This is a genomic window from Massilia niabensis, assembly GCF_042655085.1.
In the GTDB taxonomy this organism is placed as follows: Bacteria; Pseudomonadota; Gammaproteobacteria; order Burkholderiales; family Burkholderiaceae_D; genus Telluria; species Telluria niabensis.
The window spans coordinates 14,706-38,760 of record NZ_JBHSMU010000003.1; the positions used below are offsets into that span (position 1 = coordinate 14,706).

Annotated in this window: 25 protein-coding genes; 16 read left to right on the forward strand and 9 right to left on the reverse strand. The window is 65.4% G+C overall.

What is annotated here, in order from left to right; all coding sequences use genetic code 11:
- Positions 1–66 precede the first annotated feature (66 nt).
- Both ACFPN5_RS00305 and dusA read right to left on the reverse strand, forming a co-directional pair.
- Complete coding sequence (locus tag ACFPN5_RS00305) at positions 67–1,827, reverse strand: methyl-accepting chemotaxis protein (RefSeq protein WP_379778888.1); 1,761 nt, start codon at positions 1,825–1,827, stop codon at positions 67–69.
- Between the two features lie 295 nt (positions 1,828–2,122).
- Positions 2,123–3,160 (reverse strand): tRNA dihydrouridine(20/20a) synthase DusA, encoded by a 1,038-nt coding sequence (gene dusA / locus ACFPN5_RS00310; protein ID WP_379778891.1) that lies wholly within the window; start codon positions 3,158–3,160, stop codon positions 2,123–2,125.
- A 268-nt stretch (positions 3,161–3,428) separates the two neighbouring features.
- On the opposite strand from dusA, the gene ACFPN5_RS00315 reads away from it, so the two are divergent.
- Together ACFPN5_RS00315 and ACFPN5_RS00320 are read left to right on the forward strand one after the other, a co-directional pair.
- Positions 3,429–4,424, forward strand: a complete 996-nt coding sequence (locus tag ACFPN5_RS00315; RefSeq protein WP_379778894.1) for a flagellin N-terminal helical domain-containing protein — start codon at positions 3,429–3,431, stop codon at positions 4,422–4,424.
- A gap of 82 nt (positions 4,425–4,506) precedes the next feature.
- On the forward strand, positions 4,507–5,349 hold the full coding sequence (locus ACFPN5_RS00320) for a hypothetical protein (protein ID WP_379778897.1): 843 nt from the start codon (positions 4,507–4,509) through the stop codon (positions 5,347–5,349).
- Between the two features lie 60 nt (positions 5,350–5,409).
- Here the strand turns inward: ACFPN5_RS00320 and ACFPN5_RS00325 are convergent, their stop codons facing one another.
- From ACFPN5_RS00325 to ACFPN5_RS00355, 7 genes are read right to left on the reverse strand one after another with little or no spacing between them, the layout of a single operon-like run.
- On the reverse strand, positions 5,410–7,503 hold the full coding sequence (locus tag ACFPN5_RS00325; RefSeq protein ID WP_379778900.1) for a flagellar biosynthesis protein FlhA: 2,094 nt from the start codon (positions 7,501–7,503) through the stop codon (positions 5,410–5,412).
- Entirely contained in the window at positions 7,500–8,639 is a 1,140-nt protein-coding gene (gene flhB / locus ACFPN5_RS00330; protein WP_379778903.1) for a flagellar type III secretion system protein FlhB, read from the reverse strand. The genes ACFPN5_RS00325 and flhB overlap by 4 nt, the downstream gene beginning before the upstream one ends.
- A complete protein-coding gene (gene fliR, locus ACFPN5_RS00335; protein WP_379778906.1) occupies positions 8,632–9,408 on the reverse strand; it encodes a flagellar biosynthetic protein FliR in 777 nt (258 codons plus the stop codon). The genes flhB and fliR overlap by 8 nt, the downstream gene beginning before the upstream one ends.
- Positions 9,409–9,411: 3 nt before the next feature.
- Positions 9,412–9,681: a flagellar biosynthesis protein FliQ gene (fliQ, locus tag ACFPN5_RS00340; RefSeq protein WP_379778909.1), complete on the reverse strand. Its 270-nt coding sequence runs from the start codon at positions 9,679–9,681 to the stop codon at positions 9,412–9,414.
- Between the two features lie 14 nt (positions 9,682–9,695).
- Positions 9,696–10,475: a flagellar type III secretion system pore protein FliP gene (gene fliP / locus ACFPN5_RS00345; protein ID WP_379778911.1), complete on the reverse strand. Its 780-nt coding sequence runs from the start codon at positions 10,473–10,475 to the stop codon at positions 9,696–9,698.
- The gene (locus ACFPN5_RS00350; protein WP_379778914.1) at positions 10,472–10,816 is read right to left on the reverse strand and encodes a FliM/FliN family flagellar motor switch protein; all 345 of its coding nucleotides are present in this window, start codon (positions 10,814–10,816) and stop codon (positions 10,472–10,474) included. The genes fliP and ACFPN5_RS00350 overlap by 4 nt, the downstream gene beginning before the upstream one ends.
- A complete protein-coding gene (locus tag ACFPN5_RS00355; RefSeq protein ID WP_379778917.1) occupies positions 10,816–11,637 on the reverse strand; it encodes a FliM/FliN family flagellar motor switch protein in 822 nt (273 codons plus the stop codon). Before ACFPN5_RS00355 ends, ACFPN5_RS00350 begins: the two co-directional genes overlap by 1 nt.
- Positions 11,638–12,047: 410 nt before the next feature.
- Here ACFPN5_RS00355 and ACFPN5_RS00360 point away from each other — a divergent pair, with 410 nt between their 5' ends.
- The 14 genes from ACFPN5_RS00360 (at position 12,048) to ACFPN5_RS00425 (ending at position 24,046) form a co-directional block, all read left to right on the forward strand.
- Positions 12,048–12,383: a flagellar hook-basal body complex protein FliE gene (locus ACFPN5_RS00360; protein WP_379778920.1), complete on the forward strand. Its 336-nt coding sequence runs from the start codon at positions 12,048–12,050 to the stop codon at positions 12,381–12,383.
- A 77-nt stretch (positions 12,384–12,460) separates the two neighbouring features.
- The gene (gene fliF / locus ACFPN5_RS00365) at positions 12,461–14,152 is read left to right on the forward strand and encodes a flagellar basal-body MS-ring/collar protein FliF (RefSeq protein WP_379779780.1); all 1,692 of its coding nucleotides are present in this window, start codon (positions 12,461–12,463) and stop codon (positions 14,150–14,152) included.
- Positions 14,133–15,152, forward strand: coding sequence for a flagellar motor switch protein FliG (locus tag ACFPN5_RS00370; protein ID WP_379778922.1), 1,020 nt, complete (start codon positions 14,133–14,135; stop codon positions 15,150–15,152). Before fliF ends, ACFPN5_RS00370 begins: the two co-directional genes overlap by 20 nt.
- Positions 15,149–15,835 (forward strand): flagellar assembly protein FliH, encoded by a 687-nt coding sequence (gene fliH, locus ACFPN5_RS00375; protein WP_379778925.1) that lies wholly within the window; start codon positions 15,149–15,151, stop codon positions 15,833–15,835. Before ACFPN5_RS00370 ends, fliH begins: the two co-directional genes overlap by 4 nt.
- On the forward strand, positions 15,832–17,148 hold the full coding sequence (gene fliI / locus ACFPN5_RS00380; RefSeq protein ID WP_379778928.1) for a flagellar protein export ATPase FliI: 1,317 nt from the start codon (positions 15,832–15,834) through the stop codon (positions 17,146–17,148). The genes fliH and fliI overlap by 4 nt, the downstream gene beginning before the upstream one ends.
- The gene (fliJ, locus tag ACFPN5_RS00385) at positions 17,145–17,594 is read left to right on the forward strand and encodes a flagellar export protein FliJ (RefSeq protein WP_379778930.1); all 450 of its coding nucleotides are present in this window, start codon (positions 17,145–17,147) and stop codon (positions 17,592–17,594) included. The genes fliI and fliJ overlap by 4 nt, the downstream gene beginning before the upstream one ends.
- A gap of 27 nt (positions 17,595–17,621) precedes the next feature.
- A complete protein-coding gene (gene fliD, locus ACFPN5_RS00390; RefSeq protein ID WP_379778933.1) occupies positions 17,622–19,025 on the forward strand; it encodes a flagellar filament capping protein FliD in 1,404 nt (467 codons plus the stop codon).
- A 10-nt stretch (positions 19,026–19,035) separates the two neighbouring features.
- Positions 19,036–19,425 (forward strand): flagellar export chaperone FliS, encoded by a 390-nt coding sequence (gene fliS / locus ACFPN5_RS00395; protein WP_379778936.1) that lies wholly within the window; start codon positions 19,036–19,038, stop codon positions 19,423–19,425.
- Entirely contained in the window at positions 19,418–19,735 is a 318-nt protein-coding gene (locus ACFPN5_RS00400) for a hypothetical protein (RefSeq protein ID WP_379778939.1), read from the forward strand. The genes fliS and ACFPN5_RS00400 overlap by 8 nt, the downstream gene beginning before the upstream one ends.
- Positions 19,732–20,862 carry a flagellar hook-length control protein FliK gene (locus ACFPN5_RS00405; RefSeq protein ID WP_379778942.1) on the forward strand — a complete coding sequence of 377 codons (1,131 nt, stop codon included), beginning with the start codon at positions 19,732–19,734 and terminating at the stop codon, positions 20,860–20,862. The genes ACFPN5_RS00400 and ACFPN5_RS00405 overlap by 4 nt, the downstream gene beginning before the upstream one ends.
- A gap of 20 nt (positions 20,863–20,882) precedes the next feature.
- A complete protein-coding gene (locus ACFPN5_RS00410; RefSeq protein ID WP_379778945.1) occupies positions 20,883–21,368 on the forward strand; it encodes a flagellar basal body-associated FliL family protein in 486 nt (161 codons plus the stop codon).
- A gap of 13 nt (positions 21,369–21,381) precedes the next feature.
- Positions 21,382–22,122, forward strand: a complete 741-nt coding sequence (locus ACFPN5_RS00415; protein ID WP_379778948.1) for a FliA/WhiG family RNA polymerase sigma factor — start codon at positions 21,382–21,384, stop codon at positions 22,120–22,122.
- A gap of 52 nt (positions 22,123–22,174) precedes the next feature.
- Entirely contained in the window at positions 22,175–23,089 is a 915-nt protein-coding gene (gene motA, locus ACFPN5_RS00420) for a flagellar motor stator protein MotA (RefSeq protein ID WP_379778951.1), read from the forward strand.
- 3 nt (positions 23,090–23,092) lie between these two features.
- The gene (locus tag ACFPN5_RS00425) at positions 23,093–24,046 is read left to right on the forward strand and encodes a flagellar motor protein MotB (protein WP_379778953.1); all 954 of its coding nucleotides are present in this window, start codon (positions 23,093–23,095) and stop codon (positions 24,044–24,046) included.
- Positions 24,047–24,055: the final 9 nt, after the last annotated feature.

Below are 24,055 nucleotides of genomic sequence, written 5' to 3' on the forward strand. Positions count from 1 at the left end.
AAAGTTTTTATTAATCTGCCGCTGACTGCCTGCGGTCTTTCAGTGAGTCCGGCGAAATTGCCGCAATTAGAATTCTTCCCATTCATCGGTGCCTGCCGCAACCGGAGCCTTCGGCGACCGGGCCGCCGGCTTGGCCGCTGCCGTGCTTGCAGGCTTCTTCAGGGCCGGGCGGGATGGACGGGCCGCCGGAGTGCGTACCGCCGGCAAGGTGGCGACCTTTGTAGCGACCGGTGCTGCGGCCGGCTCGGCGGCCTGCTCTTCGCTATCGACCAGCTTGAAGATGCTGACCACGCGCGCCAGTTCGCCGGCCTGGTCCTGCAGGCTCTGGGCCGCGGCTGCCGCTTCTTCCACCAGGGCCGCGTTTTGCTGGGTCATGCTGTCCATCTCGATGATCGACATGTTCACCTGCTCGATGCCGGCGCTCTGCTCGGCGCTGGCGTTGGCGATCTCGCCCATGATGTCGGTCACGCGCTTGACGCTCGCCACCACTTCGTCCATCGTCACGCCGGCCTGGCCGACCAGCTTGCTGCCGCGCTCGACCTTCTCGACCGAGTCCCCGATCAGGGTCTTGATTTCCTTGGCGGCCGCTGCCGAACGCTGGGCCAGGTTGCGCACCTCGGATGCAACGACCGCGAAACCACGGCCCTGCTCGCCGGCACGTGCCGCTTCCACCGCGGCGTTCAGCGCCAGGATGTTGGTCTGGAAGGCGATGCCGTCGATGACGCCGATGATGTCGGCAATCTTGCTGGCCGAGCTGTTGATCTCGCCCATCGTGCCCACCACTTGCGACACCACGTCGCCGCCCTTGCGGGCCACGTCCGATGCGCTGGCCGCCAGGTGATTGGCCTCACGGGCATGCTCGGCGTTCTGCTTGACGGTGGTGGTCAGGGTTTCCATGGCCGATGCCGTCTTTTCCAGCGAGCTGGCCTGCAGTTCGGTACGCGAGGACAGGTCGATATTGCCGGCGGCGATTTCACGCGAGGCGGTGCCGATGGTTTCGGTGCCGCGGCGCACCTGGCTCACGATATCGACCAGGCTGTTGCGCATGCCGTCCATCTCGGCCAGCAGGCTGCCGCGTTCGGCGGTACGGGTGTCGATGGCGATCGACAGGTCGCCATGGGCGATGCTGCCGGCGATCTTGGTGGTGTAGTCCGGCTCGCCGCCGAGTTGCTTGATCAGGCCGCGGGTGATGACCCAGGCAGCCGCTGCGCCAATGGCGAGAGCCAGCACCAGCATGATCCCCATGAAGTTACGGGCGTTGACGAAGGCTTCGTGCGCATCGTGCTGGCTCTGGGCGCTCTGCTTGTCTTCCAGCGCAACCAGCTTTTCCAGCGCTTCGGTCCACTTCTTCTGGACCGGACGCACTTCGCGGATCATGACGCGGGTGGCGTCCATCGCGTTATTCGCCAGGTACAGCTCGGATGCCTTGGCAATGGCCGGCATGGCCGCCATTTCGTGTGCCTTGATCTCGGCCAGCAGTGCCTTTTCGGCATCGGTGCCGGCGGTGGCGAAGATGCGGGCGACTTTTTGCTGGGCTTCGTCGTATTTGGCGGTCTGGTCCTTGAAACGCTTGAGTTCCGGTTCCATTTCGGTGGCGTCGGCCATCAGCGTCAGCACGCGCAGGGAAGCAAGGCGGTCATGGACGTTGTTGCGCATTTCGATGACGGCGCGGCTCGCCACGTTATTGATGCTGACGACGTGGTCGAGCCGGTCCTGGATCTGCGACATGCGCAGGATGCCGACCACGGTCACGATGACCAGCAACACCAGCACCAGGGCAAAGCCCAGCGTCAAGCGCATCCCGACTTTCATCTTCGATAAATTCATTTCACTTTCCTGTTATTGATCAGAAATTGCTTCGGACTTCGCTGGGCGCCGGTCCTGCAGCAAATCTGCAATCCCGCAACGAAATTATGGATCGCGTCTTGCCTTAGGGCAAGCAATGGCGCGATTTGTCTACACAAATTCCTGTTTCTTTGTAGCAAATTTCCTACACGAAAGAATCATTGGGGGATATCTGGCAGGTGGGACGGGCATTGGAGGGATTGTGACAACACATCGGTACGCCGGGCGGCGCGTGTTGCCGAACCGCCGCTGCGCGTTGCAGCGGCGGCATGAAGGATCAGAGGCTGCGGATCTGGCTGGCCGCCTCGAGCAGCAGGCGCGGGTCGCCGCTGGCGAGCTTCTTCGGGTCGGACAGCATCTGGCGGAAGGCACGGGCGCCGGGCAGGCCCGTGGTGAGGCCGAGCATGTGGCGCGTGATGCCGTTCAGTTTCAGGCCGCGGCCGCCATGCTGCGCGAGCTGGTCGGCGATATACGGCACCATCGCGGCCAGCACCTCGGCGCGGGTCTTCGGCGCGGCCGTGTCGCCGTAGAAGCGCGCGTCCCAGTTCGCCATGGTCCAGGGGTTGTGGTAAGCCTCGCGGCCCAGCATCACCCCATCGATATGCTCGAGGTGCAGGGCGATCTCGTCGTCGCTCTTCACGCCGCCGTTGATGATGATTTCCAGTTCCGGAAACTCGCGCTTGAGCTGGTAGGCCACTTCATAGCGCAGCGGCGGGATTTCGCGGTTTTCCTTCGGCGACAGGCCTTTCAGGATGGCGTTGCGCGCGTGGACGATGAAGGTGCGGCAACCGGCGTCGGCCACGGTGCCGACGAAATCGCGGACAAAACCGTACTCTTCACTGTGGTCGATGCCGATCCGGTGCTTGACCGTGACGTCGATCGTCACCGCGTCGCGCATCGCCTTGACGCAGTCGGCCACCAGTTGCGGCTCGTTCATGAGGCAGGCGCCGAACGCGCCCTTCTGCACCCGCTCCGACGGGCAGCCACAGTTCAGGTTGATTTCGTCATAGCCCCACTCCTGGCCCAGCTTCGCGCTCTTCGCCAGGTCCGCCGGCTCGCTGCCGCCCAGCTGCAGGGCCACGGGGTGCTCGACCTCGTCGTAGCGCAGGTGGCGCTCGACATCGCCATAGACCAGCGCGCCTGTGGTCACCATCTCTGTATACAACCAGGTGTGGCGGGTGATCTGGCGGTGGAAGACGCGGCAGTGGCGGTCGGTCCAGTCCATCATGGGGGCTACCGACAGGCGGCGGCCGCTGGCTGCGACCTGCTTCTCGTGCGCCGGCGCGCTGCCGGTTTCGGTATCTGCTGCGTTCATGTTCATCCTGGAAAACGGCCGGGAGGCAGGGGGAGGCTGCCGGCGACGAAGGGGGCATATTTTACCGCAAGGCCGGGCACGCGGCTGAGGAGGCCGGCGCTGCTGCCGGCTGTGTTGTCGCCAAGTCATGCATTTCGGGCCTCTGAAAAATATTTAAAATAATTTCCGTACGGCACTTAATGGATTTGCGGAAACAGTCGTCTTGTACTTGTGAGAGCGCGAAAGAGCGCTACCTTCAACCGGATTCACCCAATACTAGGAGTTCACCATGCTGAGCCTTCACACCAACGCCGCTTCCCTGTCCGCCCAAAACTCGGTAGGCCGCACCCAGAACAGCCTGTCGACCTCGATGACCCGCCTGTCGACCGGTTTCCGCATCAACTCGGCTTCGGACGACGCGGCCGGCCTGCAGATCGCCACTCGCCTGAAAGCACAGACCAGCGGCATGGCCGTGGCAATGCGTAACACCCAGAATTCGGTCTCGATGCTGCAGACCGCCGAAGGCGCCCTGAACGAAGTCACCAACATCCTGACCCGCATGAAGGACCTGGCGACCCAGGCTGCCGACGGCTCGTCGTCCTCCGTCGATCAGGGCGCGATGCAGAAGGAATACACGTCGCTGACCAAAGAACTGAGCAACATCGTCGGCAACACGTCGTTCGGTGGTGCTAAGCTGCTGAACAACGATGCGACCAACGGCAAGTTCGCGGGCGCTACTGCACTCAAGTTCCAGATCGGCGCCGACGCCAGCGAAACGATGGACTTCGACATCGCCGATTCCCTGCAAGTTATGCACAATTCGATCAAGACTGCTGCAGCAGACTTCTCCGCTGGTGGCACTAACGTCGCTGGCACGAACGCAGGTGCTACCGGCGCAGAAATCTCGGACCCTATCACGACGGCCGGCGTCGCCGACGATCCGGCTACCACCGCTACCGACGAAACCGTCGCTCAGGTTGGCGGAAGCGCAGCAACGGGCGCTGCTAATGCCAATGCATCCATCGGCAACCTGCAAGCCGCGATCGAAGCCGTCAGCACCGTGCGTTCCGAAATGGGCGCCGCCGCCAACCGCCTCGACCACGTCTACAACAACCTGTCGAACATCAGCACCAACACCAAGAACGCCACCGGCCGTATCATGGACGTCGACTTCGCAACGGAAAGCGCGAACATGACCTCGAAGAACATGCTGATGCAAGCTGGCACCGCCATGCTGAAGCAGTCGAGCCAGATGTCGTCGATGGTCATGTCGCTCCTGCAGTAATCAAGGCTTGCTCCGGCTGACTCAGCCGGGCATTACCAGGGCCAGCCGCTTCCAGGCTGGCCTTTTTTGTTTGGACCGCGCCATGACCTCCATTCCATCGATCGTTCCCCTGCTGCCCCCGACCGTGCCGCCCTTGCGGGCAGCCGCCGTCGCGGCCGTGGCTCCCATTGCCTTTGCCGCCGCGGAAAGCGGGCTGCCCCTGCCACAGTCGACGCCGCTGCCCAACCCGGCGCCGACCGGCGCCGCTGCCGAGCAGGCCGACGGCGCGGCGATGCGCCCGGACCAGGTGTTCATGTCGCGCCAGCTGGTCTTTCCCCAGGACGGGCGCCTGCTTGCCGGCAACTGGCGCACGATGGTCGGCAATTACAGCGCGACGCTGGCCGAGCGCGAATTTCGCGCGCGCACCGGCGCCCTGTCCGCCGCCCTGCTGCTGCCGGCGCCGGACGGACGGATAACGGGGCGCCTGCCCGACGGGGTCCTGCCGGCCGACCCGTGGCGCTTCACGGTACACGCAGGCAACGCCCAGGCCCAGCACCTGCAGGTATTGCGCAAGGGAGCGGATGAACCGTCCGGCCGCCGGCGCCGCCCGCGCGCGGCCTTGCGCCTGGACCTGGAACTGGCCGACGGCACGCATGTCGCGGTGCAGGTCGAACCGGTCCCGGGCGGCGTAGCCATCGAGATGGCGGCACCCGATGCGGCGGCGCTGGCGCGCCTGCGCGCCCTGCAGCCCGCGTTCGACGCGGCAGTCGAACGGGCCGGCCTGGTGGTGCTGCGCTGGAGTTTCCTGCACGGGGTTTTTGCGGGCGGATCGGCGCAAGGATCGGCACATGCCTCGCTCGCGGCCGAGGATGTGGCCGACGTGCTGACCTTGCCGGTGTTTCGCGCGGCCGCAGAGTTGGCCCTGATACTGCCGGCGCAGGCGTGAAAACTTATTTCATTTGATGGCGTGCGATGAAAGGCTATTTCATCGCCCCGGCACTTCCACCTACCCCACCGTTCCCACGATCGCCACTTCCCGGTTCTCGGGAATCTCGTTATACGACAGTACATTCAGGCCCGGCGCGAACAGCTTCGCGTAACGGGCCAGCAGCGGGCGCACCTGCGGCAGCACCAGCAGCAGCGGCGGCGTGTGCTGGCCCTTCATCTGCTCGCGCGCCACCGGCATGTTGATCTGCAGTTGCGACAGCAGCTGCGGGTCGATCGGGTAGTTATCCAGCGCCACCTTGCCGCCGCCGCTCTGGCGGGCCTGGTTCAGGGAACCGAGCAGCATGTTCTCGAGTTCGGCCGACAGGTTAAAGGCCGGCATGTCCTTCTTCTTGCCGAACAGGCTCGAGACGATCTGCCGGCGCAGCGCGCAGCGCACTTCAGCCGCCAGCAGGATCGGATCCTTGGTGGTTTCGGAGGCATCCAGCAGCGTGGTGCCGATCGCCACGATGTCCTTCAGCGACACGCCCTCGGCCAGCAGCACGCGGAACACGCGCAGCAGCTGGGTGTGGTTCAGGGCCTTTTCCAGCGCGCCGGCGAGCTTCGGCGACAAGGCGGTCAGGCGGTCGATCAGGGCTGGAACGTCCTCGTGGCGGAACAGTTCGTGCAGGTGGTCGCGGACCACCTTCGAGCAGTGGGTGGCGATCACGCTCGGCACCTCGACTACCTGGTAGCCCAGGCCCAACGCATGGCCTTTCTGGTCCGGCGTGATCCAGGTCACGGCCATGCCGAAGGCGGGCTCCAGGCCCGGGATGCCATCGAGGTCGCCGTACACGCTCGGCGAGGGGATCGCCATCAGGTATTCCGGATGCACCTCCCCTTCGGCTACTACCACGCCGGACAGGCTCACCGAATACTGGGACGGGCGCAGGGCCAGGTCGTCGCGCACGCCGATCGCCGGGAGCAGCACGCCCATCGATTCGGACAGGCTCTGGCGGATGCCCTTGATGCGTTTGGTGAGCTGCTCGCCCTGGGCCTTGTCGACCATGGCGACCAGCTTGTAGCCGACCGCCACCGAGATCGGCTGCACCACGGGCAGCTGTTCCCAGTCGAGCTCGGGCGCGCGGTCGTCGCGCAGGGCCGCCTCGATCGCTGCCACGCCGGCGGTGTCGGCCGGCTGCACCCGGTTGTTCAGGCGCCAGGCGGCATAGATCAGGACCGCCGCGAAGGCGAAGAACACGAGTTTCGGCATGCCCGGCACCAGGGCCAGGATGATCATCACGCCGGCGGCGGCGAACAGCGTCGTCGGCTGGGCCAGCAACTGGCTGCCGACCTGCTTGTCGAGGTCGCCGGCTTCGCCGATACGCGTGACCAGGATGGCGGCGGCGGCGGACAGCAGCAGCGCCGGGATCTGCGCGACCAGGCCGTCGCCGATGGTGAGCAGCGCATACACGCGGAAGGCGTCGCCCAGCGGCAGGTCGTACATCAGCGCGCCGATGGCGATACCGCCGATCAGGTTGATCACCAGGATCAGGATCGAGGCAACGGCATCGCCGCGCACGAATTTCGAGGCGCCGTCCATCGCGCCATAGAAGTCGGCTTCGGCGGCGACGTCTTTCCGGCGCTGCTGCGCCTTGTCCTGGTTGATCAGGCCCGCGTTCAGGTCGGCGTCGATCGCCATCTGCTTGCCCGGCAGCGCGTCGAGCGTGAAGCGCGCCGACACTTCCGAAATACGTTCCGAACCTTTGGTAACGACCACGAAGTTGATGATCATCAGGATGATGAAGACCACCAGGCCGACCACGAAATTGCCGCCGATGACGACGTTACCGAAGGCCTCGACGACGGCGCCGGCCGCGTGCGTGCCTTCGTGGCCGTGCAGCAGGACCACGCGGGTGGAGGCGACGTTCAGCGCGAGCCTCATTAACGTGGTCCCGAGGATCACGGTCGGGAACACCGAGAAGTCGAGCGGGCGCCTTGCCGACACGGCGACGATGATCACGATCAGCGACAGCACGATGTTGAAGGTGAACAGGACGTCGAGCAGGACCGGCGGCAGCGGCAGCATGATCATCCCCAACAGCATCAGGAGGAAGACCGGGGCGGCGTATTTCTGGCGCTTCAGTTCGGCGACAAAGGCGTTCAGGGAATTCATGAAGGTGTTACCTCGCTAAGATGAGATGGCACGGCCACGTCAATGGGGAACCGTGGAGGCGCCTGGCGCCGGCCGTCACGGAAAGCATTCAGTTGCAGCACATAGTTCAGCACCTGGGACACGGCCTGGTACAGCTGGGCCGGAATCTGCTGCTGCACCTGGCTGGTGTTGTAGATCGCGCGCGCCAGCGGCGGCAGCGATACGGTTTCGATCTTGTGCTTGGCGGCGATGCCGCGGATGTAGAGCGCCATTTCGTCGACGCCCTTGGCCACCACGAAGGGCGCCTCGGCGCGGTTCGTGTCGTACTTCAGGGCCACAGCGTAGTGCTCGGGGTTGACGATCACCACGTCGGCCGTCGGCACCGTCTTGTTCACGCTGCGCTGGGCCAGCTGGCGCTGCAGCTGGCGCACGCGCTGCTTCACCTCGGGCCGGCCTTCGCTGCTCTTGTGCTCTTCCTTCTGGTCCTGCTTGCTCATGCGCTGGTTTTTCGCGAACTGGAAGGCCTGGATTGGCACGTCGAGCACGGCGAAGATCACGAACACGGCAACCAGGGCCATCAGGCCGTCGAACATCATCGTGGCGCCGCGCGCGATCGCCTCCATCAGGGGCAGGCGCTGCAGGTCGATATAGGCGCCCACGCTCGAGCGCGACACATGCACCAGCACGAAGCCCAGCACCGCGGCCTTGGCGATCGAGGTTGCCACGCCGATCGCATGCTTTTGCGTGAACAGGTTGCCCAGGTTTTTCATGGGGCTGAGGCGGTCGAACTTCGGCGCCATGTTTTTACCGGACATGATCCAGCCGCCGGGCACCAGGCCGCCGATGATGATCGCGACCGGGATGATCGCCAGCGGCAGCACCATCTTGATCAACAACATGGCGGCGGCCATGAACACCACCGACATCGCATTCTCGATCGCACCGGTTTCCCCCAGCGGCACGAACACCAGCCGGAACAGCGCACGGAAGGACTCGAGGTAATCGGGCAGCATCAGCGCGAACAGCTTCAGGCTGACCAGGATGCCGATCGCCGTGGCCAGGTCGCGCGAACGGACTACCTGCCCTTCCTCGCGCGCCTTTTTCAGTTTTTGGGCGGAGGCCTTTTCGGTTTTGTCGCCAGTGCTGCTGTCAGCCATGGGCCGCCCTCATCTGTTGCTGCAGCATGTCGAGTACCTGGTTGGTCAGGGCGATATAGTGTTCCGGGATGAAGCGCACCAGCTGCACCAGCATCAGCAGGCCGAAGATCGTCACCAGCGAAAAGCCCAGCGAGAACAAATTCAGCGAGGGCGCCACCCGGTTCAGGAAGCCGAAACCGATCTGCACCACCATGGTCGAGAACACGATCGGGAGGGCGAGGAGCATGGCCGCGGCGAACACCCAGCCGACGTTCAGCGCCACCGTCTGCAGCATCAGGTTGCCCAAGCCCTGCCCTACCGGCCAGGCCTTGAAACTCTGGGCGAGGACGCTGGCCAGCACCAGGTGGCCGTCGATCGCAAAGAACACAAAAATCGCCACCAGCGCCAGCAGGCTCGAGATCACGTCGGACTGCTGGCCGTTGACCGGGTCGTTCATCTGCGCCATCGAAAAGCCGATCTGGCTCGAGGCCAGGAAGCCGAGCATGGAGATGGCGGAGGTGGCGAACTGCAGCGCGAAGCCGAGCACGCCGCCGATCACGGCCTGCTCGAACATGGCGACGATGCCCGCCAGCGAAAACGGGTCCGGCATCGGCATGGCGCGGGTGACCGGCAGCATCAGGAAGGCGAGCACCAGCGCCAGCAGCGCGCGCACCGGGATCGGCACCATGCCGTCGCCGATCGCCGGGGCCATGGAGAACATCGCCATGATGCGGCAGAACGGCCACCACAGCGCGGCGATCAGGGGCAGCAGGAAGCCGACCAGTTCCATCGGCTAGGCGGCCAGCGTGGCCGCGCGCTGGAACACCGACACGCAATAGTCCATCAGGTAGCCGGTCATCCAGTGGCCGGCCAGGATCAGCGCGACCAGCGTCACCAGGAGGCGTGGCAGGAAGCTGAGGGTCTGTTCGTTGATCTGAGTGGCCGCCTGGAACAGTGCGACCACGAGGCCCATGACCAGGCCCGGGACGACCAGCACCATCACCAGCAGCATCACCACGCGCAGCGCTTCGGCGACCAGGTCGACCGCAACATCAGGGGTCATGTGATTTGAGCTCTCTAATAACCGTGGATACTGCCCACGAGCGTGTTGACGGTCAGCGTCCAGCCGTCGACCAGCACGAACAGCAGCAGCTTGAACGGCAGCGATATGACGAGCGGGGACAGCATCATCATGCCCATCGCCATCAGCACCGACGACACCACCAGGTCGATGATCAGGAAGGGAATGAACAGCATCGCGCCGATCTGGAAGGCGGTCTTCAGTTCCGACAGCACGAAGGCGGCCAGCTTCACGGTGAAGGCGCGCTCTTCCGGCTTCATGCCTGGGGCTTCGCCCGCCAGGTGGGCGACCTGGGCCAGCGCGCTCTTGCTGGTCTGGGCCAGCATGAAGCGCGACAGCGGCACTTCGGCGGTGCGCAAGGCCTGCTCCAGGCCGATCTTGTCTTGGTCGTAGGGCAGGAAGGCTTCATTCCAGACCTGCACCCCGATCGGGCGCATCACCAGCATCGTCAGGATCAGGGCGATGCCGGTGACCACGCGGCTCGGCAAGCCCTGCTGCAGGCCGAGGGCCTGGCGCAAGAGCGACAGCACGATCACGAAGCGGGTGAAACAGGTCGTCATCATGACCAGCACGGGCAGCAGCCCGAGCAGCGTCATCAGGACCAGAATCTGGGATTTCACGCTCATCCCGGAATTGGCGCCGGGGATGACGCCGGCCAGGACATCGGCCGCGCTTGCGGGAGCAGCACACAATAGCAGCGTCAGCGCGGCTGCCGCTGCGGCAATACGGCAAGGGGTCAGCTTGAACGGCGCGGCGCCGCCCGTCGGTAACATCATGGTGCGATCAGGTCCAGGTTCAGGCCGTCGAGATCGATCACTTTCAGGCCGTACTGCTCGCCTGCCACCACGACTTCGGCGCGGCCGATCGGTGCGCCGTTGACCTTGATGACGAGCGGCTCGCCGGCCAGCGAATCGAGCGGCAGCACGCTGGCCGGGCCCAGGTCCATCAGGTCCTGCAGCGAGATGCGGGCCGAGCCCACTTCCAGCGTCAGCGTCACCGGGATGCGGCGCATCATCTGCGGCAGGCGCGGATTGCGTGCGGGCGCGGGGGCCGCGACCTCCACGTTGTCATCGAGGAGGACGTCGACAGCCAGTTGCTCGTTGAGATTCATGTCCATTATTCAGCGTCTTCAAAAGAGGTTAAACACAGCTTGCCCTTGTGCTCGGCAACGGCTGCCGTGAACAGGCAGGCTTCGTCGAGCAGGACGTCGGCGCGGCCGACCGTGACCGGAATCACGTCGCCCACCTTCAGCCCGAACAGCGCTTCGAGCGTCATTTCATGGCTCACCAGGCGGCCTTCCAGCTTGACCTTGAGGCTCGTACCCAGCTGCTCGCCCTGACGCTGCGCGCGCTGCGGGCGCTCCGGCTGCAGCGCCTGCAGGATCAGGCCCATCATGTGCGCGTCGGGCGCGATGAAGCAGCGCGCCTCCCTTTCGCCCTGCGGTTCGCGCAAGGTAACGGTGAGCGCCCAGGCATTCCTGCCTGGCGCCGCGCTGCCCGCGGGCGTCAACGGCGCCGAGGACAGCTCGATGCCGGCAGCGCCGGCGGCGACGCGCACGCGCATCGCCAGTACTTCAGACAGTTGCTGGGTCAGGGTCAACGCCAGCCGCTCTTCGGTGGCGGTGATGCGTTCGCCCTCCGGGTCGCGCAGCAGCCTTGCCTGCCCCTTGCTGTAGCGCGCTTCCAGCAGGCCCACCAACAGGGCACGCTCGAAGGCCACGCTGGCGACCCCGTGGCCGCTGTCCATGCCCAGCCAGCGCAGCGCGCCGCCTTCCGGCGCACGGACGAACTCGACCCGGCTGAGGGCGAAGCCGCCCCAGTAGCGGCGCCACAGCGGCGCGGCCAGCATTGCCGCCAGGTCGTCGCCAAACGCGGCAGCAAAAGCCGGCAACAGGTGCACGGGCCGCCCCAGCAGGGAAGGATCGAGTACCTGGTGCATGCGCTCTTGAACAGTTGAATTGTTAATTGGCATAAGTAGCAAGGTGCGGGCGAGATGCAGTCGGAATACGTCGAATTGGTGATATTCGGAAGTCGTGTTTTTCATTCATTCCCTAAGGCAACAATTATACCCGCTTAGATGTTTCGGATCACTTGATATTCCTCTTTGAATTCTGCATTGCCGTACGGTAAGATCGTATCTTGAATTGCGCAGCTCCCTAGGGAAAACAGCCCCGTCTACGAGGGGAAACGTGAAATAACTGCAGTTTGGAAACACGCTTTTATGCAGAGTTTTGATGCGCAAGATTTAACATTTGTTGTAATGAAGACGACATGTTAATCGTCAAATGTCGCAAAAACGCGACTCGATCTGTCACTCACACGCAACATCGAACGCACAGGATTTAACAAATGCAAACTGAAATGGCTGGCCTGATCAAGGCCGATCTTGCCGCACTGACAAATGAAGCCCAGCGCCTGGCGATTGCGCCGGCGGTGGAACCGGCAGTGCCGGGCGGCCAGGGCGACTTCTCTTTTGCCCAGACCCTGAAGAATGCGGTGCGCAGCGTGGACGACCAGGACCAGGCCGCCGCGGTGAAGATGGCCGATGTCGAGACGGGCAAGAGCGACGACCTGGTCGGCGCGATGCTGGCCAGCCAGCAGGCCAGCCTGTCGTTCTCGATGCTCATGCAGGTGCGTAACAAGGTCATGGGCGCGGTCGACGAACTGATCAAGCTGCCCGTCTGATGCAACAGTAAATACAGCGAAAAGCCATCAACGTGATTTCCAAACTCAAGAATGCCTTCAAGGGCGGAGCCGGCGCCATGCCAAGCCTGCCGCCGGGCCTGCGCAACAACCTGACCCCGCTGCTGGTGCTGGCGGTCGTCATCACGGCCGCCGTCATGATGTTCATGTGGCAGGACCAGGCCAACTACAAGCCCGTCTTCGGCGCGCGCGAAAAGGTCGCCGCCAGCGACATGATGGGCGTGCTGGAGGCCGAACAGATCCCCTACCGCGTCCACCCGGACAGCGGGCAGGTGATGGTCCCGAGCGCAGAACTGGGCAAGGTGCGCATGCTGCTGGCCGCCAAGGGCGTGACCGCCCAGCTGCCGGCCGGCCTGGAACTGATGGACAAGAACGACCCGCTGGGCGTGTCGCAGTTCGTGCAGGACGTGCGCTTCCGCCGCGGCCTGGAAGGCGAGCTGGCGCAGAGCATCCTGTCGCTCGACGCGATCGCCTCGGCGCGCGTGCACCTCGCCATCGCCAAGACCAATTCCTTTGTCGCCGGCAGCTCGGACCAGAGCTCGGCCTCGGTCGTGATCGCCACCAAGCCGGGCCGCACGCTAGGCAACGAGCAGATCGCCGCGATCGTCAACATGGTTTCCGGCAGCGTCGCCAGCCTGTCCCCGGCACGCGTGTCGCTGGTCGACCAGGCCGGCAACTACCTGTCCTCGCGTGTCGACCTGACTGAAGGCTTCGACGGCGGCACCCAGGGTGACGCCGCCGCCCAGCGCGTGGCGAACGAAGTGCGCGCCAACGTCACCGAGCTGCTCGGCCCTGTCCTGGGCGCGAACAACTTCAAGGTCAGCGTCACCGCCGACATCGACAACGACAAGATCGAGGAAACCCAGGAAAAGTACGGCGAAGCCCCGAAGGTCACGAGCGAGGCGATGCGCGAAGAGCTGGAAAAGAACCGCCTTGCGATGGGCGTGCCGGGCACGCTGTCGAACCGCGCTCCGGTGCCCGCCGACCCGGCCGCACCTGCCGACGCCGCGCCTGATGCCGCCGCCGCTGCCGCTGCGGCCGCCGCCGAGAAAGACAACAGCAACTCGCGCAAGAACGCCACCACCCGCCAATACGCCTACGACCGTGCGATCACCCAGATCAAGCGTTCGCGCGGCCGCCTGCGCAAGCTGTCGGTGGCGGTGGTCCTGAACAACGCCAGCGCAGCCAATGCCAAAGTTGGCTTCACCCCGGCGGAACTGGCCAACATCGACAAGATCCTGCGCGGCGGCCTGGGCATCGACCAGGTGCGCGGCGACGTGCTGGCCGTGTCCGCCCTGAGCTTCCCGGCAGCCGCCGTGGCCCAGCCGTGGTGGGAAGAGCGCGACACCATCGTCGACGCCACCGGCTATCTCCTCTGGATCGTCGGCGCCCTGCTCGCCTACCTGCTGCTGGCCAGGCCGCTGCTGCGCACCGTCACCCAGCGACTGGCTCCGGCCTTGCCGGCGCCAGGAGCGGCGGGATCGTCGACTGCGGCCGTGGCTGCGTTGCCGAACGGCGCCGTTGCCGACGGCGCCACCCCGGTCCTCGCAGGCGCTGCCGCCATGCTGCCTGCCGGGGCCGGCGCGGCTGCGGTGGTGCCGCTGCTGGAAAACTATGATCTGCCGCCGGCCGGTTCCGCCGTGGATGTGATGGTCGATCACCTCAAGGTGCTGGCCGGCAAGGAGCCGGAGCGCGTTGCCGAAGTCGTCAAACAATGGGTGCAGAAGAAACATGGCCGAACTGAACAATAACGCCGAGGGTGCAGTCCTGACCCCGGTCGAACAAGCTGCGATCGTCCTGCTGTCGATCGGCGAAGAGCCGGCTGCGGCCGTGCTGCGCTGCCTCGAGCGCGATGAGTTGATCGAACTGACCCAGGTGATGTCGCGCATGAGCGGGATCAAGGTCGATTCGGTGAAATACGCCGTCCAGAACTTCTTCGACGACTACCGCGAGCAGAGCGGCCTGCATGGCGCCTCGCGCACCTACCTGAAGCGCTCGCTCGATTTGGCCCTCGGCAGCGACATCGCCAACAGCGTCCTGAACACGATTTATGGCGACGCGATCCGCCCGATGATGGCGCGCCTGCAGTACGCGTCGCCAAAGTGGCTCGCAGAATTCATCTCGCACGAGCACGTGCAGATGCAGGCCGTGTTCCTCGCCTTCCTGCCGCCCGCGCTGGCCGGCCAGATCATCGAAGGGCTGCCGGAATCGAGCCGCGACGTGGTGCTGCTGAACCTGGCGCGCCTGGACGAGATCGACCGCGACCTGCTGCGCGAACTGGAAGAGCTGGTAGCGCGCTGCCTGGCCGCGCTCGACACGCAAAGCGCGAGCGTCGAAGGCGTGCGCCAGGTCGCCGAGATCCTGAACCGCCTGCCGGGCAATCGTGCCGGCATGGTCGAACTGCTGCGCGCGCACGATCCCGAAGTGGTATCGCAGATCGAGATGTCGATGTACGACTTCTTCATCCTGTCGCGCCAGACCGAACAGGTCATCACGCGCCTGCTCGACGACATCCCGCTCGAGCAGTGGGCGATCGCACTCAAGGGTGCCGAGCCGGCCCTGCGCGACGCCATCCTCTCCGCGATGCCGAAGCGCCAGGCGCAAAGCTTCGAAGATTTGATGCGCCGTTCGGGCCCGGTGCCGATGTCGCGCATCGAGCAGACGCGCAAGGACATCATGGCTGCCGTGAAGGCGCTTGCCGACGCCGGCGAGATCGACGTGCAGCTGTTCGCCGAGGCCACCGCCGAATGAAGCAGTTCCGGCCTTATCACTTCCCTCCCCTGCACCAGGTGCGGTTGGCCAACGGCACCGCGCCGGCTGCCGGCTCCGGTGCGCCGACCCAGGAAGACTGGGACAGCGCGTTGGCCGCCGGCTACCGCCAGGGCCAGCAGGACGGTTACGACGCCGGCTTCGAGGCCGCGCGCGCCGAGGGTTACGCGGCCGGCCAGGCGGAAGGTTTGCAGCGCGGGCTGGAGGAAGGCCGCGCGCAGGCGCTCGCCCACCTGGACCAGATCGGCAAACCGGTCGACGCCGCGCTGAAGGCCCTGAAAAAGCTGAAAAGCGATTTCAAGACCGCCCAGCGCAAGGAAGTCGTCGACCTGGTCGGCAAGATCGCGCGCCAGGTGATCCGCGCCGAACTGGCCCTGCAGCCAACCCAGTTGCTGGCCCTGGTTGACGAAGCGCTGGCCGCGATGCCGCCGGCCCGCGACGCAATCGAGGTCCTGATGAATCCGGAAGAACTCAGGCGCGTTTCCGAACTCGATCCGAAGCGTGCCAGGAAGTGGAACCTGCTGGCCGATCCGTCTTTGGCCCCAGGCGAGATTCGCGTGAAAGCCGGCGACCATGAAGTCGACGCCGGCTGCCAGGGCCGGCTTGCCGCCTGCATGGACCAGGTCCGCGACGCCCTCGCCGCAACCGAGGAAGAAAATCAATGACGGCGCTGCTCGATACCCTGCGTTCGCTCGACATCGATGCGGTGCCGGTGGCCACGCCCACCGGGCGCCTGGTCGGCGCGCAGGGCCTGCTGCTGGAGAGCGTCGGCTGCAAGCTGCACACCGGCCAGCGCTGCCGCGTCGAACTCAATGACGGCAGCTGGCTCGATGCGCAGGTCGTGGGCTTTCGCGACAAGGTCTCCTACCTGATGCCGTTCAAGAAGGCCAACGGCCTGGCGACGGGCGCACGCGTGCTGCCGGAAAAAACGGCCGCCAGCCTGATGGTCGGCCCGACCTGGCTGGGCCGCATGGTCAATGGCCTGGGCGAAGAGATCGACGGCCTGGGCCGCCTTGGTGGCGACCAGCCCCTGAACTTCACCCCGCCGAAAGTCAACCCGCTGCGCAAGACCCCGGTCGACGAGCCGCTCGACGTCGGCGTGCGCGCAATTAATTCGATGCTCACCCTCGGCAAGGGCCAGCGCGTCGGCCTGATGGCCGGTTCTGGCGTCGGCAAGTCGGTGCTGCTCGGCCTGATCACGCGCGAGACGGTGGCCGACGTGATCGTCGTCGGCCTGATCGGCGAGCGTAACCGCGAGGTGCGCGAATTCGTCGAGAAGTCGCTCGGGCCGGAAGGCCTGAAGCGCGCCGTCCTGATCGTGGCGCCGGCCGACGAGTCGCCGATGATGCGCGTCATGGCCACCGAACTGTGCCATTCGGTGGCGGCGCATTTCCGCGACCGCGGCCAGAACGTGCTGCTGCTGGTCGACTCGCTCACCCGCTACGCGATGGCGCTGCGCGAAGTGGCGCTGTCGCTGGGCGAGCCGCCGGCCACGCGCGGCTATCCGCCGTCGGTGTTCTCGAACCTGCCGCAACTGGTGGAATCGGCCGGCAACGGCGAAAACCCGAACGGCAGCATGAGCGCCATCTATACGGTGCTGGCCGAAGGCGACGACCAGCAGGACCCGGTGGTCGATACCGCGCGCGCGATCCTCGATGGCCACATCGTGCTCACGCGCGAACTGGCCGAGCGCGGCCACTATCCGGCGATCGATGTTGCCCAGTCGATCAGCCGCTGCATGGCGCAGGTGGTCACGCCCGAGCATACAAATGCGGCGAGGAAGCTGAAAGCGACCCTGGCGCGCCACGCCCGGGTGCGCGACCTGATCCCGCTCGGCGCCTACACCCCCGGCGCCGATCCGGAGACCGACCGCGCGGTGCGCCTGCAGCCCCATATCGAAGCCTTCCTGTGCCAGGGCACGCGTGAAGGCGCGCCGCTCGACACCTGCGTGACGCAGCTGCAAGGGATGATGCAATGAACCGGCGCGACGCCATCCAGAGCCTGGATACGCTGGTCCAGCTGCGCAGCACCGAAGTCGACAAGCTGCAGACCGAACTGGCCCGCCAGGAAGCGACCCGCGCGCGCTACCAGGCCAACCTCGAGCGCCTTGCCTCGCTCGCGGAAGGCAGTGGCGCGTCCGGGAAAAGTGCCGCAGGCCGCCTGGCTCCCGCCCTGGCGCTGAACTGCGGACAGTACAAGCAGGCCGTGTTCACGCTGGCGGACCACCACCGTACCGACCTCCAGCTGCATGAGGCGAACATGGCCGTGTCGCAGCGCCACCTGGCGCAGGCGTGGACGCGCCGCGAACTGCTCGGCAAGGTCCTCGAACAGCAGCAGGACGCCCTGGCGCGCGAGCAGGACCGCGCGGCCCGCAAACGCGAAGACGAGATCGCCACGCAATCGTGGCTGGCAGGACGGGCGTAAGCCCGGCTTGAACAACAAGGAGAACCCATGGCAAGCATCGGCACCAACTACGACCCGGCGACGACCGCCCAGGCACTGGCGGAAAGTTCCACCGCCGCCCGCCAGGCAATGCTCACACGCCAGAGCGAGCAGGCCAGCGCCACCGAAAAGGCCCTCGGCACGCTCGGCTCGGTGCTGAACAGCTTCCAGAGCAGCCTCGCGGCCCTTACCGGCCTGAACAAGACGATGGCAGCCACCAGCGCCGTCTTCAGCGACACCGCTGTGGCCAGCGCAACTGCCTCCCCTACCGCAGCAGCGGGCACGTATTCGTTCTTCGTGGAGCAGTTGGCCAGCGCGCACCAGGTGTCATACAGCGGCGTACGCGACATCACCGGAACCTCTGGTGGAACCCTGACGTTCGCCAGCACCGTCGGCGAGCCACCAACCGATAACACGGCGCACCCGACTGTCGAGCGATTTACCATCACCCTCACCGAGCGTGCCTATACGGTGCGCGAGCTCGCGGCCGCGATCAATGGCGATGCAAAGAACACCAGTGTATTGGCCTCGGTCGTCAGCGGCACGAACGCCGATGGCACCAGCTTTTCGGAGCTGGTGCTGACCTCCAAGCTGACGGGCAAGGCCAACAACATCCAGCTCACCACGGGTGGCGACGCCAACGCGGCCTTCGGCGCAAGCACCCGGAAGGACCTGGTACCGGCGCAAGACGCCATCGTCCGCATTGGTTCGAGCGCCGGTACCGCGACCTACAGCGCCACCAATACCTTCAACGTGGTCGACGGCGTCGCCATGACGGTCTCGAAAGCGCAAGCGGCCGGCAGCGCGCCGGTGACGCTGACCGTGGGTACCGACACGTCGAAAACGACGGCCAATGTCCAGTCCTTCGTGGACGCCTACAACAAGTTGAAGTCGGCAATCGACGGTCTGGTCAGTCCGGGCGATCCGTCGAGCGGGGCGACAGCCGGCGCCTTTGCCGGCGACAGCGGTGTACGCGCGCTGCGCGACCGGCTCATCGGCATGGTTCGCGCGACCGGCACCACCAGCCTGGCGAGCTATGGCATCACCGCCAACCGCCAGGGCACGCTCAGTCTCGACAGCACCCGGCTGACAAAGGCGCTTGCGGCCAACCCGACAGGCCTGGACACGCTGATCGGCAGCGCATCGAGCACGGCATCGAGCGGTATCGCCGGCAAGCTTGATGTGTACATCAAGGTGTGGACCGACAGCACGAATGGCCAGATCGGCAATCGCAAGGATGCGGTCAGCAAGCTGCGCGTCAGCTTGACCGAGCGTCAGACCACCCTCGACCGTCAGTACGACAGCGCCTATGCGCGCTACCTGGCACAGTTCACGCAGCTGCAATCCATTCAGAGCAGCATGACCTATAACACCTCGCTGTTCGACGCTATGTTCAGCGACAGCAAAGACTAAACTCATAGCCATGTCCTATCAAGAAGCCTACGGCAATTATCACGCAGTCAACCTCGACTCGCAGACCTCGCGTGCCACCCCTGTCGAACTGGTATTGCTGCTGACCGACGGCCTGCTCGACGAGCTGGCGCGCGCGCGCGGTCACATTGTCGGCAAGCGCTACGAGCAGAAAGCCAGCAGCATCGACAAGTGCTGCGAAATCATCAATGGCCTGTCGAGCTCGCTGGATTTCGAACAGGGTGGCGAAGTCGTCGCCAACCTGGCCAACCTGTATGAATTCTGCTCGCTACGCCTGCAGGGTGCGGGCATCAAGATGGATCCGGCGATGGTCGACGAAGTGGTTGGCGTCCTGAGCACGATCCGCCAGGGCTGGCAAGGCGTCCGGGCGCGCAATGCCTAGGAGCGCGAAGATCGGCCAGCTGGCCGCTGCGCTGGCCCAGGCTGGTGCGGCGCGCGACTGGGAGCGCCTCGGCGTCCTCGCCCATAATCTCGCGCCGCAGCTGGCCGCCTTGAAAATGCGCGGCCCGTGGAGCCGCGCCGAACTCGCCGCACTGGCGCAGCTGCGCGCACACCACGACAATGCGGCCGCGGCCTGCGCCGAAGCGCTCGGCACTTTGAGCGGGCGCCTTGCCGACTTGCGCAACAACAAAGACGGCTGGATCGCCTATGCGCTCGCCAGCGACACCGAACCTGCCGGACACCAAGAATGAACCTGACCTTCACGAACATGAACGGGCCGGCCGCCCAAGCCAGGGCTGCAGCGCCTGCCGCCGCCGATACCGCCGCTCCGCTCGCCGAGGACGCAAGCGGCGCTCCGGACGCTGGCCAGGCCGCTGCCGGCAGCACGCAGCCAGCGCCTGCACAGCCGGCCCTGGCGTTCGCTCAATGGCTCGGGCTGGAACCGGTTGCCTCGGCCGACCCGGCCGCTGCCGGTGGTGCCACGATGGCCGCGCCGGACGGCACGACCGCTGTCGAGGAGCAGCAGGCGAATGCCGACACGCCGCTGCTGGGCGCGATGGCGATGAACATGCCGCTGATGCCAGGCACGCAGGCGACGTTGGCTGCTCTTGCCGCCGCGCTGCCCGGCGCCCCAAACACCAAAGAAGCGGCGCCTGCCGCCGACACCGAGCTTGCTTCGCTGCCCGGCGCACCCGTCGCCCAGCGTGGCGGCGCGGCCCTGGCGGTCGCGGACGGCGCATTGAAACCGGTGTCCGGCACGGTGACGAACGCCGGCGCGGCGCCTGCCGCCCTGCCGGCCGAGACGCTCGCGTCCAGTGGCGACGCGCCGCAGGACCAGGCGCAGCCCACCGTCGAGCGCGGCGCCGCGAACACGGTCGGCATTGCCGCCCCTGCCCCGGGCAACGCCGGGCGGACGGCGGACACCGTGACCCTGTCCGGCCCGCCGACTGCCTGGCGCCAGACCCTGCAGGAAGCGCTCGGCGACCGTCTCCAGCTCCAGGTCGGCAAGAACGCCGAGCAGGCCGTGATCCGCCTCGAGCCGCCGATGCTGGGCCGGGTCGAGATTGCGATTCGCCACAGCGCCGGCTCGCTCGAAGTGCACATCTCGGCCACGCACGGCGAAGTGCTGCGCCAGCTGCAGGCGGTGGGCGAGAACCTGCGCAACGACCTGGCCCAGCGCCAGTTCACCGATGTCGCGGTCAACATCGCCGCAGCCCCGCGTGCGGCCGCTACGAACAATACGAACATGTTCGCCGGCGACGGTAGCGGCCGCGGACGCCAGCAGGAAGGCCAGGAGGAACAACACCCGGGCAATGCCCTGGCCGAAGCCAATACCGGCGCCTCTCCGTTCTCGCTGAACGGCCGGGCATCGACGTAAGAATAAAGAATAAAGAACAGATGAACAGCAAGCTCAAGATGATGATCGGCGTGGTCGCCGTGGTGCTGGTGGGCGCGGCATCGGCCGGTGGCGCCATGTGGTGGATGCAGTCGGAAGCGAAAGCGCCGACTGCCGCCGAAGCCGCAGCGACCAAGCAGGCGGCAAAAAAGAAGGAACAAGCGGACAAGCCGGCCAAGTACGTCACCCTCGACAAGGTGATCGTCATGCTGCGCCGCGGCCCGAACGAAACGAGCGCCCATTACCTGTCGGCCGACCTGGTGCTGGCCACTACCGTGGACCAGGAGAAGCAGGCCAAGGAACACCTGCCGCTGCTGCGCGCGGTGGCCGTGCGCGCACTCTCGAGCCACACGCTGGCGGACGCGTCGAACATGACGGTCGAGCAGTTCGCCGCCCAGCTGAATAAAACCTTTGATGCCAATTATGCGAGCGAAGAACGCGACAAGCCGTTCGACGAAGTCATGATCGGCAAACTGATCATCGAATAACACCGGGAACCACGTGGCCTATTCCGCCGATTACCTTGATACCGCTGGCGCGGGCGAATACCAGGAGGCCGCTGTCGCCTCGGGGATGAGCGCGCGTGAAGAGCAGCAGCACCTGGTGGCCTATGCGCCGCTGGTCAAGCGCATCGTGCGCCAGCTGAACTCGCAGGTGTCGGGGGCGATGTCGCGCGAGGACATGGAGCAGATCGGTTTGATGGGCCTGCTCGAGGCGCTGCGCCGCTACGGCGCGCCCGACACCGGCTTCGGCAGCTTCGCGTCGCTGCGCATCCGCGGCGCCATCCTCGACGAGCTGCGCCGCCAGGACTGGCGCCCGCGCGCCGTGCGCCAGGATGCGCACCGCGTGCGCGACGCCCTGCGCGCCCTCACTCGTTCGCTCGGGCGCGAGCCGACGCCGCAAGAAGCAGCCGATTCGCTGGGCATCACCCAGGAAGCCTACTTCGAGCACCTGCTCGACGACAGCGCCGAAGAGATGCTGAGCTTCGACGAAGTGCTGCAGGAAGCGCTTGATCCCGCCAACAGCACGCCGGGGCCGGAAGAAGCCTTCATGGTGCGCCGCAGCCTGGAGCAGGCGCTGGGCGGCCTGTCGGAGAAAGAACAGCGCGTGATCCAGATGATTTACGAGTTCGAGCTCAGCTACAAAGAAATCGCCGCCGTGCTCGACCTGTCGGACGCCCGCGTCTGCCAGCTCAACAAGAGCGCACTGGCCAAGATGAAAGCCGCCCTCGGGCCACGCTAATCAGTACAGAAACAAGAGAAACAACCATGATCACCATCCTGAAAGGCCCGTCATGCAGCAATTAATCGGTATCCTCATTGTGCTCGGCTGCGTGTTCGGCGGTTTTGCCCTGATGGGCGGCACGGTCACCGCGATCTGGCATCCCATCGAGATCCTGATCATCGTCGGCGCCGCTTTTGGTGCGCTCGTGATCGGCAACGAGAAGCACGTGCTGACCGAAATGGCGCACCAGCTGAAAAAAATCGCCTCGCGCAAAAAGCACGATTCGGAATTCCAGCGCCAGCTGCTGCTGCTGATGTACGAACTGCTGCAACTGGCTTCCGGTGGCCTGAAAGCGCTTGATGCCCACGTCGAAGCGCCGCGCGAAAGCGCAATCTTCCAGCGCTACCCGCGCATCCTGGACGAGCCCAAGCTCCTTGCCTTCATCGTTGATAACTTCCGCTTGATGGCCATGGGTAAGATCAATGCCCACGAACTAGAAGGCGTGCTGGAGCAGGAACTCGAAGCCATCCACGAGGAACTCACCCAGCCGTCGAAGTCGCTGCACAAGATCGCCGAAGGCATGCCGGGCTTCGGCATCCTGGCCGCGGTGCTGGGCATCGTGATGGCCATGTATTCGGTCTCGGAAGGCGCCGACTCGGGCGCGATTGCGGAAAAAGTCGGCGCGGCGATGGTCGGTACCTTCATTGGCATCTTCTTCTGCTACGGCCTGCTGGACCCGCTCTCGAATATGATGAAGCAGCTAGTGAACGGCGAAGCATCGACCATGGAAACCGTAAAAGTCGTCCTCTGCACCCACGTAGCCGGCAAACCAGCCCTGCTGGCGATCGACGCCGGGCGCCGCCTGATCCAGCTCAACACCAAGCCAAGCTTCGCCCAGCTGGAGCAGTGGATCAATGCCATGGGCGGTGGCGAAGACGAATCGCAGGTCAAGCGTCGCCGCTCGAGCGACCGGATGACGGGGTAAGCAGTGTCCAAGCTGAACGACAAGCACCACGATCAGACGATCGTCAAGCGTGGCGGCGGCAAGCACGACCACGACGAGCACGGCGGCGCTTGGAAAGTCGCGTTCGCCGACTTCTGCCTGGCCCTGCTGTCCCTGTTCCTGGTCCTGTGGCTGATGGCCGCGCGCGAAAAGGAAGCGGCCCAGAACATGCTCAAGGACCTGTCCGCCGGCCAGCTCGAAGGCCCGGGCAAGCGTCCGGACATCGACAGCAGCCCGAGCGGCAGCCTGATCGAGCGCTTCCCGACCATGCATGACGGCACCGGCCCTGGCAAGGACGGCCAGGCGGCGAAGGTCTCCTACGACTCGCCGGCCGATCTCGCGGCGCTCTCGAAAAAGCTGGAAAAGATGAGCGAAGACGCGGGCCTGGCGTCGAACCTGGAAGCAACCGTGACCCCGTTCGGCCTGCGCGTCATGCTGCACGACACCGACAAACAAGGCATGTTCATGCGCGGCAGCGCCCTGCCCACCGGGCGCTTCGCCCGCCTGCTGCAGAAAATGGGCCCGCTGTTCGCGCAGATGGAAAACCAGATGCTGATCGTCGGCCACACCGACTCGGTAAAGTACAACTTCACCGAGCGTACCGGCATGTCGAACTGGTCGTTGTCGACGAACCGCGCGATGGCGGCACGCGCCCAGCTGCTCACGGGCGGCATGCGCGCCGACAGCGTGCTGCAGGTGGTGGGCATGGCCGACCGCGCGCCGATCGACGAAGCGCGCACCGATGCAGATGTAAACCGCCGTATTGAACTGATGATCCTGACGCGCGCGCAATCGCGCACGGTTGCCGCGATGTTCGGCGCGCCCGGCGCGACTCAGCCGCTGGCCGACGGCGTGTCCGTCAGCGCCGCCGGCGCCCGGGAAAGTGGCGAAGACAGCAGCGGCGAGATGAAAACGCTGCGCGGCCAACTGGCGAAGTAACCATGACGA

What these genes read in the sequence shown, in the direction of transcription:
- ACFPN5_RS00305 (WP_379778888.1), bottom strand. Translation starts at nt 1,827, where the DNA reads ATGAATTTATCGAAGATGAAAGTCGGGATGCGCTTGACGCTGGGCTTT.
- dusA (WP_379778891.1), bottom strand. Translation starts at nt 3,160, where the DNA reads ATGAACGCAGCAGATACCGAAACCGGCAGCGCGCCGGCGCACGAGAAG.
- ACFPN5_RS00315 (WP_379778894.1), top strand. Translation starts at nt 3,429, where the DNA reads ATGCTGAGCCTTCACACCAACGCCGCTTCCCTGTCCGCCCAAAACTCG.
- ACFPN5_RS00320 (WP_379778897.1), top strand. Translation starts at nt 4,507, where the DNA reads ATGACCTCCATTCCATCGATCGTTCCCCTGCTGCCCCCGACCGTGCCG.
- ACFPN5_RS00325 (WP_379778900.1), bottom strand. Translation starts at nt 7,503, where the DNA reads ATGAATTCCCTGAACGCCTTTGTCGCCGAACTGAAGCGCCAGAAATAC.
- flhB (WP_379778903.1), bottom strand. Translation starts at nt 8,639, where the DNA reads ATGGCTGACAGCAGCACTGGCGACAAAACCGAAAAGGCCTCCGCCCAA.
- fliR (WP_379778906.1), bottom strand. Translation starts at nt 9,408, where the DNA reads ATGGAACTGGTCGGCTTCCTGCTGCCCCTGATCGCCGCGCTGTGGTGG.
- fliQ (WP_379778909.1), bottom strand. Translation starts at nt 9,681, where the DNA reads ATGACCCCTGATGTTGCGGTCGACCTGGTCGCCGAAGCGCTGCGCGTG.
- fliP (WP_379778911.1), bottom strand. Translation starts at nt 10,475, where the DNA reads ATGATGTTACCGACGGGCGGCGCCGCGCCGTTCAAGCTGACCCCTTGC.
- ACFPN5_RS00350 (WP_379778914.1), bottom strand. Translation starts at nt 10,816, where the DNA reads ATGGACATGAATCTCAACGAGCAACTGGCTGTCGACGTCCTCCTCGAT.
- ACFPN5_RS00355 (WP_379778917.1), bottom strand. Translation starts at nt 11,637, where the DNA reads ATGCACCAGGTACTCGATCCTTCCCTGCTGGGGCGGCCCGTGCACCTG.
- ACFPN5_RS00360 (WP_379778920.1), top strand. Translation starts at nt 12,048, where the DNA reads ATGCAAACTGAAATGGCTGGCCTGATCAAGGCCGATCTTGCCGCACTG.
- fliF (WP_379779780.1), top strand. Translation starts at nt 12,461, where the DNA reads ATGCCAAGCCTGCCGCCGGGCCTGCGCAACAACCTGACCCCGCTGCTG.
- ACFPN5_RS00370 (WP_379778922.1), top strand. Translation starts at nt 14,133, where the DNA reads ATGGCCGAACTGAACAATAACGCCGAGGGTGCAGTCCTGACCCCGGTC.
- fliH (WP_379778925.1), top strand. Translation starts at nt 15,149, where the DNA reads ATGAAGCAGTTCCGGCCTTATCACTTCCCTCCCCTGCACCAGGTGCGG.
- fliI (WP_379778928.1), top strand. Translation starts at nt 15,832, where the DNA reads ATGACGGCGCTGCTCGATACCCTGCGTTCGCTCGACATCGATGCGGTG.
- fliJ (WP_379778930.1), top strand. Translation starts at nt 17,145, where the DNA reads ATGAACCGGCGCGACGCCATCCAGAGCCTGGATACGCTGGTCCAGCTG.
- fliD (WP_379778933.1), top strand. Translation starts at nt 17,622, where the DNA reads ATGGCAAGCATCGGCACCAACTACGACCCGGCGACGACCGCCCAGGCA.
- fliS (WP_379778936.1), top strand. Translation starts at nt 19,036, where the DNA reads ATGTCCTATCAAGAAGCCTACGGCAATTATCACGCAGTCAACCTCGAC.
- ACFPN5_RS00400 (WP_379778939.1), top strand. Translation starts at nt 19,418, where the DNA reads ATGCCTAGGAGCGCGAAGATCGGCCAGCTGGCCGCTGCGCTGGCCCAG.
- ACFPN5_RS00405 (WP_379778942.1), top strand. Translation starts at nt 19,732, where the DNA reads ATGAACCTGACCTTCACGAACATGAACGGGCCGGCCGCCCAAGCCAGG.
- ACFPN5_RS00410 (WP_379778945.1), top strand. Translation starts at nt 20,883, where the DNA reads ATGAACAGCAAGCTCAAGATGATGATCGGCGTGGTCGCCGTGGTGCTG.
- motA (WP_379778951.1), top strand. Translation starts at nt 22,175, where the DNA reads ATGCAGCAATTAATCGGTATCCTCATTGTGCTCGGCTGCGTGTTCGGC.